The organism is Mesorhizobium sp. MC2-1-1 (assembly GCF_057597255.1).
On sequence record NZ_CP195205.1, the window covers coordinates 3710188 to 3725000 of the forward strand.

Consider the following 14813-nt stretch of genomic DNA (forward strand, 5'->3'; position numbering starts at 1 on the left):
CGAACTCCTCTATTTCGGATATGAACCGTCGATTCTATTATCTCAACTGGCGCGAGGCGTTCGTAAAAGTGCCATTGGAATGTCGAGCCGGTACACGAGGCCATCCGGTTCGTAGCGCAGCCGGACATCGCCGTGAAGCTGAGTGGCAAGGGCACCGAGCAGACGCGTTCCAAAACTGCGCCGGGAAGGCTGCTTGACCACTGGGCCACCTGATTCCGTCCAGGTCAGCGTGAAAAGCTGGGTCTCTTCATTGACCGTCGAGGCGATGTTCACGCGCCCACCCTCGCTCGACAGAGCGCCATATTTGACCGCGTTGGTGCACAACTCGTTGAGGGAAATGGTGAGGGGCAGAATTGCCGCCGAACCGATCTCGATCGGCGTATTCTGAACAACAAACCGTTGAGCGTCATGGAGGTCGAAGGGCTCGATGGCAGCGTTAATGACATCAGCCAGTTCCGCCCCAGCCTCATTGACACGGAGCAAAAGGTCTTGCGCTCTGCCCATGGCGACCAGGCGGCTCGAAATAGCTTGTCGCCCTTCTTCCAGGGTCTCGGCTGTTCGCAAGGTTTGTGAGGTTATCCCAATGACCATCGCCAGCATGTTCTTCATGCGATGATGCATCTCATCCAACAGAAGACGTTGCAATCGGTGGGCGGCCTTGTGCTCGGCGGCTTCGATCCCAGCCTGCGCCATCAGGCGTGCGGAATCGAGGCGGGCTTGTCCCAGCATATCCCGCAAGGTGGCATTCTCAGATTCGATAACGCTCGTGCCGGGATGCAAGGCCTCGCGATCCCTCATGGCCGCAATTACGACCAAACCGTCAGGGGCCTGATAGGGGCTAAGGCTTATCTCGGTCTTGAACTCGCTTCCGTCCTTACGACTTGCGACTAGCTCAAGTCCCCCGCCCATCATGCGCGGTGTAGGTTCGATCATGAACCCGTGCATGTGAGCCGCATGACTGTGGCGGTATCGCGCCGGTATAAGCACGCTGTGGGGCTTTCCGACTAGTTCCCGCGGGCGGTAACCGAGCATGGCTTCAACCCGGCTATTGGCGAAGAGAATGTGACCGGTCCGGTCAATGACGACCACGGCGTCTGGGCTCGCCTCGTAGAACTCTTCGAACGGGACCTTATCCGGCGGCTGAGCAATGAAAGTTAGATCGGAAGACATAGGCCACCTAATACCGGGATCCGACGGCTTTGGACGGGTCGAGCATCGATCTATAGATCAGGAATGGCTTTTCTCGTCGCCTTCACCAAGTGTTCATTGCAATTACGTGCAGGTGTAACGTATAACGATGTAACAAAAAGCCGGACGCTAGTTCCCGCGGCCTCTTTACGGGTGCGCGCTACTCGGTCGTCTTGCCAGCAAAATGCTCTGATGACAACTCGGCGATCGACTTCTTCCTTTGAACTAGTTGGTCACGGTGATTTGGTGGACCGTAGATCGTATAGAGCTTCAGGCTCTTCGCTCCCACATTGACCAGATTGTGGGAGGCACCCGCAGGCACAAGGATCGCGTCGCCGCTCCTTAATTTGTGGGACGTCCCATCGATGACGATCTCGCCCTTACCCTTCTCGACCCGAAAGAACTGGTCGTGAGTCTTGTGCGTTTCCGTTCCAATGTCCTGTCCGGGCTTTAACGACATCAGCACCAGTTGCAGATGATGGGCCGTGTAGAGCACTCGCCGGAAATCCCTATTCTTTTCGGTTAAATCCTCGATGTTCGCGACGTAACCCTTCATGTCACCGTCTCCGACAATGAGTTTGGGGCAGAATTGCCGCCAACCCAGCGCAATGGACGTTATCACCGCTTTGGCGGTGCAACTTGACTTAGGTCAAAATGCCGCGTCCGATGTCGGCTGTCGGTTGGGTACTGACATTCCCTTCCTTAAGACACAGCCGACCCGAGCGACAATGCTATTTCCTGCGGGCAGGAGTAACCCTCCAACCCACCGCCGGAACTGTACAAATTCCATGCTGTGCAGCTATTTCGGTCCGTTGAACTGTGACTGTAAGTCTTTGCGTTCTCCTGCCTTGGTCACCGGTTTCACCCGCGCCGGCCCCACAGGGCCGCCTTTCGTATCGGTAAGCGGCTCCTTTCTAGTGGTGCCGCCTGCGATGGTGACCACGCTGTCGTAGAAGTTCTTGCCGGTGGACGATCTGGGAGGTGTGGCATCATGCATGATGCTGATCACGGTCGCACTCGGACAAGCATCCTTGATTGCTTGGTGAAACGCGACCGTAGCGTCGGGATCAAGGGCGCTCGTCGATTCATCGAGAAACAGCAACCCCGGCTGAAGCAGGAGTATCCGCGCGAGTATGATCTTCTGCTTCTGACCGCCGGACAGAAGCTGGTCCCAGCTATGCCCTTTGCGCCCCTCCTCGGCGAGGTCGCCAGCGAACTCGGCAAGGCCTGCCTTGGTCAAGGCAACGGCGATGTCGACGTCCGAGTGGGCGTCAACGAGATCCGGCATGCAAATCAGTTCCTTTAGGGATATTGGGGGAAGGTTGACATCCTGTGCGGCGTACAAGCATCGCACGCTGTCGGGCAGAATTGCCGCGCCGCGACCATGCGGCCACAGTTGGTTGATGGCCTTGAAAAGCGACGACTTTCCGCTGCCCGACTCTCCGACGAGCAAGGTCCATTCTCCTGGCTTGAAATGATGCTCGCCCGTCCTGATGAAAGGCACATCATTGCCCTCATGCATCAATTCCAGATTCTCGAGGGTCAGGCCAAGTTTGGGATCCTGCGTGCTGTAACGCAGTTCGGAAAGGCCGGTTCGCGCATAGAACTCGCGTGGCTGCTGCACATCCTCGACCGCCCTTGCAAGCTCGGTCAGGCGACCTGAATTCGCCTTGAGCGTCGATATGTCCGGCATGACGTGGATGAACCAGGAGCAAGCGATTATCAGCGCGTTCGCCAGTTCGGCTCCCGTAACGTAGGTTTGCAGGCTGATCTCGTTGTCCACATAGGGCAACAGACCCGGCGCGTAGGCAACAATCCGTGAGCCGAGGAAATTGTAGAAGAGCTCGAATGCCATATACCCGGAAACCAGCTTGTTGAGCCTCGCCCAAGTCCGATCAATGTCCAGGTAGCGGCGTTTGTGGATGCCCTTCTGCGCGATCTCGCCCGAGGCTGCGGCGGTATAAAAGCTGTTGTGGAGAAGCCTGTTCAGTTCGCCCCGGTAACTGCCCTCGGCCCTCTGCATGGTGTTGTCCAGCACCTGCAACACAGCCCCCAGCTTCGTCGCGACGAAGGTTGCAATCGGGACGTAGGCAATGACAGCAACCAGGGTCAGGAAGGCGCTGCCGTAGCCGCCGAAGAAGGGCAGTCCATCAACCGGAGCGGACGTTTCGACGATCTTGCTGCCAACAAAGGCAAGCGAGAGCAGCACCCCCGCGACACCCATGGCGACGCCAATGGCACCGCCGGCCATTCCCTTGATCGATTCCTGGACACGCTGATCAATATTGTCGGGGACCGAGATGTTGGGCGGTATGGCATGGGTCGCGCCATGTTGGAGGTGATAGTGCGTATGGTTGCGGTCGAGCAGTGCGTCGTTGAACCGCTGATCAAGCCAAGAACGCCACTTGCGGTGCAGCGTCGTTGAAAAATAGTGCCGGACGGGGATGAAGCCTATATCCCGAACGGCCACAATCGCTGCAAGAATTGCGGCACTCTCCAGGATAGTCCTTAGCGTCGCAGGATCTTCAGGACGGTGAAGAAGGGCAATCGCGCTGACAAGCTGTCCCGATACTTCCGCAAACCAGACACTGGCCAAGGCCGACAAGGCTGTAAGTATGATGATGACCGATGTCAGCCCCCATGCCTCCAGCCATTTCTCGGATCGCCAGTAGGCGGCCACGAGGCCGGAGAAGCTCCGCATCGCAGAAACCGGAGTTGCCGGTTGCTGCTCAACGGAGCGACGGCTCAACCAGCGCAACGCAACCTCCCGCTGTTGATGAGCCGGTGTCTACACACGCAATGCTCGCAGCATACTAGATGGGCTCGTCTCCGCCGATAGGCCGAGGGCCACAAGAGCAAAATTCTGTACAAGGCACGATGGGTGACGCCAAGCGGCAATTTATTTTTGCCGATATGATGCCGGCTTCGCCCTTCCGTGGTTATGGACATGGAGTGATGGCTGATCTGGTCTACGCTGGACTTGCGGTCGCCTGAGGGCTGCATCCATTGTCTGGTTCCGTTGTTGAGCGCGAGGTGCATCGTGAAGCCTGTCGATGAGCGCCGTATCCATCAGATTTTCGAGATCGGTGTCTGGCTCAAGGGTGCGCACGCCCTGATCGAATGCATTGGCGGGCTTCTGCTTTACGTCGTCAGCACCGACACAATTGCCGCTTGGGTCAATGCCGTCACGCAGGACGAACTGATCGAAGATCCGAACGACTTCATTGCCGGCCATCTATCGCAGATGGCGAGCCATTTCTCCGTTGCCAGTGAGCATTTCTACGCCTTCTACCTGCTCAGCCACGGCCTGATAAAGCTGCTCTTGGTTGCCGGGCTTTTGAGAGGCAAGCTATGGTCCTATCCGGCGTCGCTCGCCGCGTTGGGCGCATTCATGATCTACCAGGTGTATCGCTATTCCTACACTCATTCGTTCGGGCTGCTTGTCCTGACCGTCTTCGATGCGATTGTGATGGTGCTGATCTGGCATGAGTGGAAGGTCGTTAGGCAACACAAGCCGGCATGATGGCAGAATTTCTCCCACTCCTCGATCAGTCCACGGGACTGAAAATCCACACGGCAACGTAGCGGATGGAGGAAATGCCTCGGCCGACACAATTGTCGTGGCAGACGGGGTCTGCCTAGGCAGCTATTCTACCGCTTTGGCGGAGGCCGCACGACCAACATTTTTCAGATTTGCTCCCTTTTTTGCGCGGCCTCAAGTTTCTTGATCTCCGCTTCCAACAACTCTGAAATCAGGTTGCGCTGAGCCGGGTCGAGTTCAGCTGCGAGCTTGCGCGTGAAGTGGTCAATATTCGCTTCGTGGACGAACTCCGCTGCTGTACGCGTCATGGCAGTCTCTGCCGCTTGTAGCGCGCCAAGACTAAAGCCAAATGGCCACCTTTTCCAGGGGGGGGGCAGGCATAGGTCTGAGAGGTCTTTCGGCCCGGCCATTCAATATCGTGTAGGAGGGGCTGAGTCAGCGACACGATCGCGTTGTCTGCGTACGTACGCTTTGGTCACACCGGCTCGGAAATGAACGCAAAAATCTGGCTCCTCTCAAGCTCCAGTCCAACTTCCAACGGAAGCCGAAAGCAATTGCAGCGAGCCGCATGTATCAAGTGCCAGATCGTGTCCCATCAGGTGGTGTAGCTGAGGGTTATGAAGCCGCTCGCGAGCGCGCCGTTAGTTGTGCTGTAGCGAGTGAGCGGCCTGTCGGTGGTCATCGGCGCTTTCCGGTAGGGTTTGGTTGTTGACGCCAACCCATTTCGGAAGGACCACCGATGACCGACGACATGATGAACCTGCGCACGCTCGTGGAGAAGACCCCGGATGCCGATCTGCTGCGCGAGATGATCGGCTTTGCCGCCGAGCGGCTGATGGAGTTGGAGGTGGGCGCGGCCACCGGTGCCGGCTATGGCGAGAAGACCCCGTTGCGGCTCGCTCAACGCAACGGCTATCGCGAGCGGGATTGGGAAACGCGAGCGGGAACCGTCGAACTTCGCATTCCCAAGCTCAGGAAGGGTTCTTACTTCCCGGGCTTCCTCGAACCGCGCCGCATGGCCGAGAAGGCGCTCACCGCCGTCATCCAGGAAGCCTATGTGCAGGGCATCTCGACGCGCTCGGTCGACGACCTGGTCAAGGCGATGGGCATGAGCGGCATCTCCAAGAGCCAGGTCTCGCGGCTGTGCGAGGAGATCGACGGCAAGGTGAAAGCCTTCCTCGAGCGGCCGATCGAGGGCGATTGGCCATACTTGTGGATCGATGCCACTTACCTAAAGGTGCGCCGCGGTGGGCGCATCGTATCGGTCGCCGTCATCATCGCCGTCGGCGTCAACGCAGACGGCCGGCGCGAGGTGCTTGGCATGGAGATCGGCGCCTCGGAGGCCGAGCCGATCTGGACCGAGTTCCTGCGCAAGCTCACCCGCCGCGGCCTGCGCGGCGTCAAGCTCGTCGTCTCAGACGCACATGAAGGTCTCAAGGCGGCCGTCACCAAGGTGCTGTGCGCCACTTGGCAGAGATGCCGCGTCCACTTCATGAGGAACGTGCTGGCGCACGCCGGCAAGAGCGGCCGCAGGGTCGTCTCGGCCTTCATCGCCACCGCCTTCGCCCAGGAAACGCCCGAGGCCGCGAGCACCCAATGGCGCGCCGTCGCTGATCAGATCCGGCCCAAGGTCCCTAAGCTGGCGACAATCATGGATGACGCCGAGCCCGACGTGCTGGCCTATATGACCTTCCCGAAGGAACATCGCGCCAAGCTCCACTCGACGAATCCGATCGAGCGTCTCAACGGCGAGATCAAGCGACGCACCGAGGTCGTCGGAATCTTCCCGAACGACGATGCGATCGTGCGCCTCGTCGGGGCGCTGCTGCTCGAACAGAATGATGAGTGGGCCGTCCAGCGAGCCCGCTATATGACCCTTGAGACGATCAGCCAGATGAGTGATGATCCCCTCATCAGCCTGCCAGCCGTGGCGCGCTGATCAGCCCGGCCCATGCCGGAGAGCTCGGCGACCAATGCCGCCAGCTACACCACAGCCCGGGACATGATCCAAGTGCCACGCCAATCCGTTCTCGGACGTCGGATCGTCAGGCGCCGGGTATTGAGAATGCCAAGCTAAGTTCACTCGCTTGGAAGAATGAAAATGGATGGCCTCGTGTAGCACTGACACGTCTAGTTCAGCCGAATGTGACCGAGCTGCCGAAACAAGAGCCAGCCACCAATCCGAAACGGTCGGTAGCGCCGGACTACATCATCTGCCTCGAAGACGGGAAGAAATTCAAATCGCTAAAACGGCATCTCTCGGTACACTACGGACTCTCTCCGGTTGAATATCGCGAGAAATGGCGATTGAAGCCGGATTACCCGATGGTAGCGCCGAATTACGCGGCTCAAAGATCAACGCTTGCCAAGGCAGCAGGGCTCGGACGCAAAACGCAGCCTGCCCCGGCTCAAAAGGCGCCAAGCCCACGGCTTAGTGAAAGGCTGGCTGTCAGAGCGTCAAACTCGGGCACGTGATCAAGCGCGGTAGTCAATCGAGATCGGGGCCAAGCCATCTTTTTCCGGGCGATCTTCGGCGACGTTTACGCTCTAGGCTGAGCGTCGCCGATAGCAGAAGTGTACTTCGTCGATAGTGGGTTTCATGATGTAGCGGTCTTCCGTCTCGATCCCCCAGCAGGCGACAATGTGATCCAAGTTCGGGTCCGCAATCGCAATGGAAGGAGACTAGTCAGGCACATTGATGTTCGGGTCCGTCGCCAACACAGACCCCGTGATCTTTGACGGGTCAGTTCCGTTTCGCTTGGCCCAGTCGCCCAAGTTTTGGGGCCTATAGGAGGAATTGGTCCGCCAACGGTCAAACACGCTTCGATCTATCGTTTCGTTGATTGTCGAGGTTGTGGCGGCACTACCGACAGACGGCGGCGCCCCGATCGGGCGGAAATACCGGCTACTGAACAGCTTATATATGCCCCATAGAAAGCTTGAATAGGAGTCTGCTATGGGCGGGTCTACATTGGTTTGATCGGTTTCCACTGTCCAACGGAACTTAAGGCCGTGAGTGGCAGCTTTCGCCATCAGCCATCTCAGCGGTACCTGCGCCAACAGATCGCTAGAATATCCCCCACCCACGTTGGCATGAGCCCCAACAAACCAGCGCTGCTCTACATTCTCAATTGGCCTGGCCGGCGCGGGACTAGCACCGGTGGTGGTTGTTTTGGTCCATAGCGTAGGAGTGAAGGAGGCGCGGTGCTCGTCAATAGCTAAGGCATGGTAAGCATGCGCATTGCTAAGTCTCAGGTGGGTATCGAGAAACCGATATTTTGCGATGTTGCGTTTCATGCCTACTGGAATTCCCAAGGATCCGACCGTGTCCCAGATTCCTAAGAAGTCGATGGAGATTGGGTTCGAATACCGGAGCAGCCATAGTTCCTCGAGCGCTAGGTTTGCCTGAGAAGTCGTTCCGCTCTCGATGCTGTGGAGCAACTCGCGTATCGTCTTGTCTGTTCGACGGCGATAGCGGTCGTACAGTTGATTAATCGAAAGTGGCGAGCCGGGCTTGAGAAGACCGCACTTCGATATGAAGCCCGAAAGGCTTCTTGCCGTATAGGCTCCGCGACTGAAACCGAAGATGAAGAGCTGGTCACCTTCGTTGTAGTTGTCGACAAGCCACTTGTAGGCATCTGTAATCTCGTGATCGAGACCATAGCCCAAGAGACCACCGCGGATTTTCTCTCCCAGTTGAGTGCCCACGCCGACGCTGTAGTAGATAGCCTGCTTAGAGTCAGTCGGATCGCAAAGCGACTTTAGTCGCCAGACATTCGTGTTATCTCCGACGGTGTTCCAAGTCCCGTCGAGAAACACTGCCACTCGTTTGGGAATGCCCATGGCCCGTCCCTTTCCGCCGTCTAGGCGACCGAGCCCATCATAGGTGATTCTTGGTGAAACTTCTCTCCTACCGGCGTCCATAGAAGTTACGGGTGGCCGGTAACCGCCAGCAATAAAAACAAGCACTTACCCTTAAACGCGCGCTAGGCCGCGACCTTAACGTCGCGCACAGCAATGGCCAAGATGTGGTTTGGTTCGTGACGTGATGGCCACCGACTCGGTCGATCCGATCCTAGCCCAAGCCGCAATGGCGGACGGGCGCTACTTGGTAAGCTAGAATCGGAACTCTCAACGAACATCGCTTCATCTTAACGCGACGGGGAGGCTGTGCCGAACATCAAACCGGAGGCTTGAGAAGGTCCCTAAGATTGAGGTCCACCTTGAAGGAGACGATTTTCGACAATCTCTCGATCAGGCCCTCGGCTGGCCGGTGAGAAATCGTCTGCCGAAATGTCGCTCCTTCGGGGCCAATCGCAACCTCGGTCTCTCCGCTTACGATGAACCCCCTCGCCTGCAGCTCGTCGATCATATCCGTCATATTAGCTGCATCGGGGACTATCGTGTTCGGAGATATTAAGTGGCCTTGTGTTTCGGCCAACTTGAAACCCGCTCTTAATTGGTCGCCCGCAGAAAGGCCTTTGTCGATCAGCCCAAGTGCAAGGTTGTCAGCAGGAGGGAAAAAGTACTGAAAGATGTTGAGGCTCTTCAAGCGCTCCTGCACCTCATCAATGTGCTTTCCGCTGTGAAGCATATCCCAATCACCCTCGGTAAACTCGTAGGTTGGAATGGGGCATATTCCCTGCTTTCGATCCCCAGCAAGATTGTCAATGGAACGCAGTTGATTGAGGGCTTCTAGGGCCATATCGAGCGCGGCTCCGTGCTTGCCCTCGAATATTGCCCGCCAGTTCAGGGAGGCAGCCTGCTCAATGGCATTGAGAAAGTGGGTTTTTATGGGGAGGTCACTTTGCTGTATCGGGCCAAAAATCGAATTCATACCCGGGCCAAGCAATTCTTTCATTTCGTCTTGTGCCGCTTCACCCTTTGCCATTATAGCGCCAACTTGCATCACCTTCGGAAGGTCAAGCTCGCCCGTCTCGGTGTTAAACATAAAGCGCGCCGCGAACGCCAAATCCACAGCTAGGGGCCTTGCAACTAACACCTTGGCGTCTGGCATGGTCGCTTGAACATCGATACGCATGAGCGCGGCCGTGCGTGGATTTGGATCAGCAGATATCAGGATGACGCGGTTTCCCGTGTCATCGACAGCTATGGCTTGAACTTCGTGGGTCAGACCGCTCGCGCCCTGGATTTCTTTCGCGGGGCGGTATTCTGCGCCTAGCGCTTTGCTGAACGACTCCCAGATTGGCGGCTTGTCATCCATGTAGTCCTCTCCGCATTGGCTCGGTTCCCGCCTTGTTCTAACCCAGCCAGCATTGCAGCACCACGTTCCGGCAGTAATGGCGCAACATTATTGGCGGAATACATGAAAGGAGCGCTGACAACCTAACTGAAAAGCCGTTTGCTTGGTCAACTGCACCGAAGGATGGCCCTCAGTTGTCGCTTCCATGCGCGAAAAGGAGATGGAGTCACGGGTCGCGCCCAATTGGTCGAGTGTCCAGTAGGGAAGACGCGCTTGCGCGGGCGCGTTCGTCCCGTCTTGGGGTCCGTCACTGGGTTTGCACAGAAGGCACACAGCTTCAATTTAATGCTCCCATGGATACGGGTCGACTTTGGACGGCTTGGTCATCGGTATGTGTTATTGCTGAGCTTTCAAGACCAAATTGTAGCTGGGCAAACCGCATGGACACGCAGGACGAAACAATCGAACGAGCCCCGTGTGTGTTCCTCTTCGACGGGCAGGCTGAAGGAGTGTCAGATCCTGCTCTGAGCATGTTCACCGAGAAACTCCTCGAGGTAATCTCGGTGGCCGATCCAAAGGGTGAACTTGTCGCCGAGCTCAAAGGCGGCCTACCGCTCCTTTCGGACTTTGCCGCTGAGATACGTGGAGTGTCGTCTGCGCCGAACCGGTCCCAATACCACCAAACCCACGACATGTCGCTCTACCGTCTTTTGTTGTGGGATATGGCGGAGGCATTGAGCGAAAGCGCAGGAGCACCGCATTCCCGAAAAATACTGGACGTCCTCAGGTTGGGCCGAGAGGAATGCTTGGCACTGTCCGACATCCCTGCGCATATGCGCGAGACATGTGACATGTTGCTAAACGCCTGTCCCGGATATGTCGGATGCTGCTGCCTAGATGCCGGCAATCCAATTCAGCGCTGGGCCTTCTACGAGGGATTGTCCCGCTTTGCCCTGATCAAGGATGGCTTCCTTATCCTCGAGAGGAGCTTCGAAGGGTATCTCGACTTCGAGCCCCGCGGTGCGCGTGCATTCAGGCCGAACGGTTTGCGCGTGGTACCGTTTGGGGACGAACTGATGACAGCTCCCGTGTTCCGGATGCAAAAGGCGCTGATGTCAGAGCGCGGCGCGCTCTCGGTCGACCGGCTGAAGAGAAAGACACGTACTACGGTAGAGGGGCGCGTGTTCCGTGCGCTTATCGGCGCCTTTTGGAGTGATCGGAAGGGCCAGGGCTATAGCTTCGAGCAAGCAGAGGCCGGCCGAGACATCCTTGAGGCCGTACTGCCCGACGGCAAGTTCACCGATTACCTGTTCAATCGGGACCATCCGAAGGGCAAAGGCAAGGCGGGTTTCATCATCGACGAACTAGGATTTGACCCAAAGGACTGGCGTTATCTCGCTGCGCAACTCTACGACGGCCTGATGCTCTCCGACCCTAGGGACCTCGTCATTCAGAAGTGGGAAAACGGGTATGGCGCTCGATTCAACTCTCTGGTGGCGGTCACGTCGCGGAAGGGCAAACGTGGTGTTCTTCGCGCCGGATGGCTGCTTGAGCCGGGAAAGCTCCCCAAGCTGTCCACTGCCTTACCGGATCGTGAAGGTGCAGGCCTCTCGGTTTGTTGGGCAAGAGCGGCTCAATCACGCGCCATTCGAAGTCGGTCAGATCGTATCGGCTCATGCCGATCTTGAATCAGATTTGGCGCAGTAGCGAAAGCCTGCCATCCTGTCGGAACAAAGCCGGGTCCAGAGGTGCGTATGTCAGGGCAGGTAATCGACCGTGTAGATCTTGCCGACGAGGCGGGGAGCATCATGCTCTATGACTATATGGCGGAAGACATGAAGGATGGCCGCAACCTCATGCGGGTTGATGCAGACGGCAACATCCTCTGGAAGGCCTTACCACCCGCGACGCAGGACTGCTTCACGGGCATGAACTGGGACGGCGAAACGCTCACCGCCAATACGTGGAGCTGTTATCGCGTGAGCGTCGATCTCCAGAACGGCGATGTCACCGTGCTGTTCTTCACGAAGTAGGCTGTTCCCGCACCGAGGCGCTTTATGGGTTCACGACCTAGCAGCCCTAACTTGCTCGCGCTCCCATTTCGCGCGACTTGTCGAGGCGGTGATGCCCCTTCTGCCACGCTGCGGCGGTTGCGTCTCCATCGCAAAACGCAAAAAACCGCCCCGGGTTAGACCGGGACGGTTATTGATTTATGATGAAATTGGTTGCGGGGACAGGATTTGAACCTGTGACCTTCAGGTTATGAGCCTGACGAGCTACCGGGCTGCTCCACCCCGCGTCGAGATTGAGGTAAGTTTTTTCTTACCGTATTGGTTAGGCATCCAAATGAAAGGGGCGCTTATGCGGCCCGGCATTCCGTTTGGCGGGCCTTATCGTAGAGAGAGGATTTTTGGTGAACGTGCGTTTTGCAGACCTGGCAGCGACCTACTCTCCCGCGTCTTGAGACGAAGTACCATCAGCGCTGGAGCGTTTCACGGCCGAGTTCGGAATGGGATCGGGTGCAGCCGCTCCGCCATAACCACCAGGTCGGCAAAACGCACGTTCAAATCGAGAAGCTGTTCCAAGCGCGATCCATGGGATCGTCGCAGCGCGATCCATGGGATCGTCGTTTTTGTGCCTTTTTCTGGCCTGGCGCCCTTCGAAGCGAAGCTTCGCAAGGTCGACCGACCGTCGGCGCTGATGCGCCGCACCCACGTAGCGCCGCCCGAAGGGCGGAACAAGCGTGAGTGAGAACAAGATGGATATAAGTAATGAGAACGATCAAGCCTATCGAACTATTAGTACCGGTAAGCTTCAAGCGTTGCCGCTCTTCCACACCCGGCCTATCAACGTGGTCGTCTTCCACGGTTCTCAGGGAATACTCGTTTCAAGGTGGGTTTCCCGCTTAGATGCCTTCAGCGGTTATCCCGTCCGGATATAGCTACCCTGCGATGCGGCTGGCGCCACAACAGGTCCACCAGAGATCCGTCCATCCCGGTCCTCTCGTACTAGGGACAGATCCTTTCAATATTCCTACACCCACGGCAGATAGGGACCGAACTGTCTCACGACGTTCTGAACCCAACTCACGTACCGCTTTAAATGGCGAACAGCCATACCCTTGGGACCTGCTCCAGCCCCAGGATGCGATGAGTCGACATCGAGGTGCCAAACAACCCCGTCGATATGGACTCTTGGGGGTCATCAGCCTGTTATCCCCGGCGTACCTTTTATCCGTTGAGCGATGGCCCTTCCACGCGGGACCACCGGATCACTATGACCGACTTTCGTCTCTGCTCGACTTGTCAGTCTCGCAGTCAGGCAGGCTTATGCCATTGCACTCAGCGAACGATTTCCGACCGTTCTGAGCCCACCATCGCGCGCCTCCGTTACTCTTTAGGAGGCGACCGCCCCAGTCAAACTACCCACCATACATTGTCCCGGACCCGGATAACGGGCCGCGGTTAGACATCCATAGTAATAAGGGTGGTATTTCAAGGGTGGCTCCACCTGAGCTGGCGCCCAGGCTTCAAAGCCTACCACCTATCCTACACATGCCACTACGAATGCCAATGTAAAGCTATAGTAAAGGTGCACGGGGTCTTTCCGTCTAACCGCAGGAACCCCGCATCTTCACGGGGAATTCAATTTCACTGAGTCTATGCTGGAGACAGCGGGGAAGTCGTTACGCCATTCGTGCAGGTCGGAACTTACCCGACAAGGAATTTCGCTACCTTAGGACCGTTATAGTTACGGCCGCCGTTTACTGGGGCTTCGATTCAGAGCTTGCACCCCTCCTCTTAACCTTCCAGCACCGGGCAGGCGTCAGACCCTATACGTCGCCTTGCGGCTTCGCAGAGCCCTGTGTTTTTGATAAACAGTCGCTACCCCCTGGTCTGTGCCACCCTCCCCTGCTTGCGCAGAAAAGGGTCACGCTTCTTCCGAAGTTACGCGTGCAATTTGCCGAGTTCCTTCAGCATAGTTCTCTCAAGCGCCTTGGTATACTCTACCTGACCACCAGTGTCGGTTTCGGGTACGGTCTATAAGGAGGAGCTATTTCCTGGAACCACTCCGCTGCCCGTTCAATCCGATAAGATTGGACAACTTGTGTGATCCGTCACTACCTCCAGGCCCACGAATATTAACGTGGTTCCCATCGACTACGCGTTTCCGCCTCGTCTTAGGGGCCGGCTAACCCTGCTCAGATTAACTTTAAGCAGGAACCCTTGGTCTTTCGGCGGGGGAGTCTCTCACTCCCCTTACGTTACTCATGTCAGCATTCGCACTTCTGATACCTCCACCGCCCCTCACGGGTACGGCTTCATCAGCTTACAGAACGCTCCGCTACCGCTCGTGATTGCTCACGAACCCTAAGCTTCGGTGTATGGCTTTAGCCCCGTTACATTTTCGGCGCAAAGACCCTTATTTAGACCAGTGAGCTGTTACGCTTTCTTTAAATGATGGCTGCTTCTAAGCCAACATCCTGGTTGTTTTGGGATCCTCACATCCTTTCCCACTTAGCCATAACTTGGGGACCTTAGCTGTAGGTCAGGGTTGTTTCCCTTTTCACGACGGACGTTAGCACCCGCCGTGTGTCTGCCGACTAGTACTCCTGGGTATTCAGAGTTTGCTTAGGTTTGGTAATCCGGTGAGGACCCCTAGCCCATGCAGTGCTTTACCCCCCAGGGTATTCGGTCGACGCTCTACCTAAATAGATTTCGCGGAGAACCAGCTATTTCCGAGTTTGATTGGCCTTTCACCCCTAGCCACAAGTCATCCCGAACTATTGCAACAGTTATGGGTTCGGTCCTCCAGTAAGTGTTACCTTACCTTCAACCTGCTCATGGCTAGATCACTCGGTTTCGGGTCTAATGCGACGAA

General features: G+C 56.9%; 10 protein-coding genes, 1 tRNA gene, 2 rRNA genes and 1 pseudogene (1 of these 14 running past the window's edge). 5 read left to right on the top strand and 9 right to left on the bottom strand.

Translation table 11 applies throughout. The features are described from left to right. Positions 1-42: 42 nt before the first annotated feature. The 3 genes from ACR64R_RS18360 to ACR64R_RS18370 form a co-directional block, all read right to left on the bottom strand. On the bottom strand, positions 43-1170 hold the full coding sequence (locus tag ACR64R_RS18360) for a sensor histidine kinase (RefSeq protein ID WP_487357738.1): 1128 nt from the start codon (positions 1168-1170) through the stop codon (positions 43-45). A 178-nt stretch (positions 1171-1348) separates the two neighbouring features. Beyond that, complete coding sequence (locus tag ACR64R_RS18365; RefSeq protein WP_487357739.1) at positions 1349-1744, bottom strand: cupin domain-containing protein; 396 nt, start codon at positions 1742-1744, stop codon at positions 1349-1351. 243 nt (positions 1745-1987) lie between these two features. Next, on the bottom strand, positions 1988-3946 hold the full coding sequence (locus tag ACR64R_RS18370; RefSeq protein WP_487357740.1) for an ABC transporter ATP-binding protein/permease: 1959 nt from the start codon (positions 3944-3946) through the stop codon (positions 1988-1990). Between the two features lie 282 nt (positions 3947-4228). Between ACR64R_RS18370 and ACR64R_RS18375 the strand changes: the two genes are divergently transcribed. Further along, positions 4229-4711, top strand: a complete 483-nt coding sequence (locus tag ACR64R_RS18375; RefSeq protein ID WP_487357741.1) for a DUF2127 domain-containing protein — start codon at positions 4229-4231, stop codon at positions 4709-4711. Between the two features lie 164 nt (positions 4712-4875). Here the strand turns inward: ACR64R_RS18375 and ACR64R_RS18380 are convergent, their stop codons facing one another. After that, positions 4876-5037, bottom strand: a complete 162-nt coding sequence (locus tag ACR64R_RS18380; protein ID WP_487357742.1) for a hypothetical protein — start codon at positions 5035-5037, stop codon at positions 4876-4878. Between the two features lie 431 nt (positions 5038-5468). Here ACR64R_RS18380 and ACR64R_RS18385 point away from each other — a divergent pair, with 431 nt between their 5' ends. Then, positions 5469-6668, top strand: coding sequence for an IS256 family transposase (locus ACR64R_RS18385; RefSeq protein WP_292591592.1), 1200 nt, complete (start codon positions 5469-5471; stop codon positions 6666-6668). A 182-nt stretch (positions 6669-6850) separates the two neighbouring features. Continuing rightward, on the top strand, positions 6851-7204 hold the full coding sequence (locus ACR64R_RS18390) for a Ros/MucR family transcriptional regulator (protein WP_487362482.1): 354 nt from the start codon (positions 6851-6853) through the stop codon (positions 7202-7204). A gap of 207 nt (positions 7205-7411) precedes the next feature. On the opposite strand, the gene ACR64R_RS18395 is transcribed toward ACR64R_RS18390, so the two are convergent. Beyond that, positions 7412-8572 (bottom strand): T6SS phospholipase effector Tle1-like catalytic domain-containing protein, encoded by a 1161-nt coding sequence (locus ACR64R_RS18395; RefSeq protein ID WP_487357743.1) that lies wholly within the window; start codon positions 8570-8572, stop codon positions 7412-7414. A gap of 337 nt (positions 8573-8909) precedes the next feature. Beyond that, positions 8910-9953, bottom strand: coding sequence for a hypothetical protein (locus tag ACR64R_RS18400; protein WP_487357744.1), 1044 nt, complete (start codon positions 9951-9953; stop codon positions 8910-8912). A 1091-nt stretch (positions 9954-11044) separates the two neighbouring features. Here ACR64R_RS18400 and ACR64R_RS18405 point away from each other — a divergent pair. Continuing rightward, positions 11045-11509 (top strand): annotated as a pseudogene (locus ACR64R_RS18405) (DUF6883 domain-containing protein); the annotation flags it as partial. A 177-nt stretch (positions 11510-11686) separates the two neighbouring features. Then, positions 11687-11965 (top strand): DUF7957 family protein, encoded by a 279-nt coding sequence (locus ACR64R_RS18410; RefSeq protein ID WP_044550101.1) that lies wholly within the window; start codon positions 11687-11689, stop codon positions 11963-11965. A gap of 189 nt (positions 11966-12154) precedes the next feature. Here ACR64R_RS18410 and ACR64R_RS18415 read toward each other — a convergent pair. From ACR64R_RS18415 to ACR64R_RS18425, 3 genes are all read right to left on the bottom strand, one after another. Next, positions 12155-12231: transfer RNA gene (locus ACR64R_RS18415), tRNA-Met, on the bottom strand. A 133-nt stretch (positions 12232-12364) separates the two neighbouring features. Continuing rightward, a 5S ribosomal RNA gene (rrf, locus tag ACR64R_RS18420) occupies positions 12365-12479 on the bottom strand. Positions 12480-12709: 230 nt separating this feature from the next. Next, a 23S ribosomal RNA gene (locus ACR64R_RS18425) occupies positions 12710-14813 on the bottom strand (it continues 696 nt past the right edge of the window).

Bases quoted from the DNA above. Each gene is read 5' to 3' on its own strand.
- ACR64R_RS18395 (WP_487357743.1), bottom strand. From the start codon at position 8,572: ATGGGCATTCCCAAACGAGTGGCAGTGTTTCTCGACGGGACTTGGAAC.
- ACR64R_RS18385 (WP_292591592.1), top strand. From the start codon at position 5,469: ATGACCGACGACATGATGAACCTGCGCACGCTCGTGGAGAAGACCCCG.
- ACR64R_RS18365 (WP_487357739.1), bottom strand. From the start codon at position 1,744: ATGAAGGGTTACGTCGCGAACATCGAGGATTTAACCGAAAAGAATAGG.
- ACR64R_RS18360 (WP_487357738.1), bottom strand. From the start codon at position 1,170: ATGTCTTCCGATCTAACTTTCATTGCTCAGCCGCCGGATAAGGTCCCG.
- ACR64R_RS18380 (WP_487357742.1), bottom strand. From the start codon at position 5,037: ATGACGCGTACAGCAGCGGAGTTCGTCCACGAAGCGAATATTGACCAC.
- ACR64R_RS18410 (WP_044550101.1), top strand. From the start codon at position 11,687: ATGTCAGGGCAGGTAATCGACCGTGTAGATCTTGCCGACGAGGCGGGG.
- ACR64R_RS18400 (WP_487357744.1), bottom strand. From the start codon at position 9,953: ATGGATGACAAGCCGCCAATCTGGGAGTCGTTCAGCAAAGCGCTAGGC.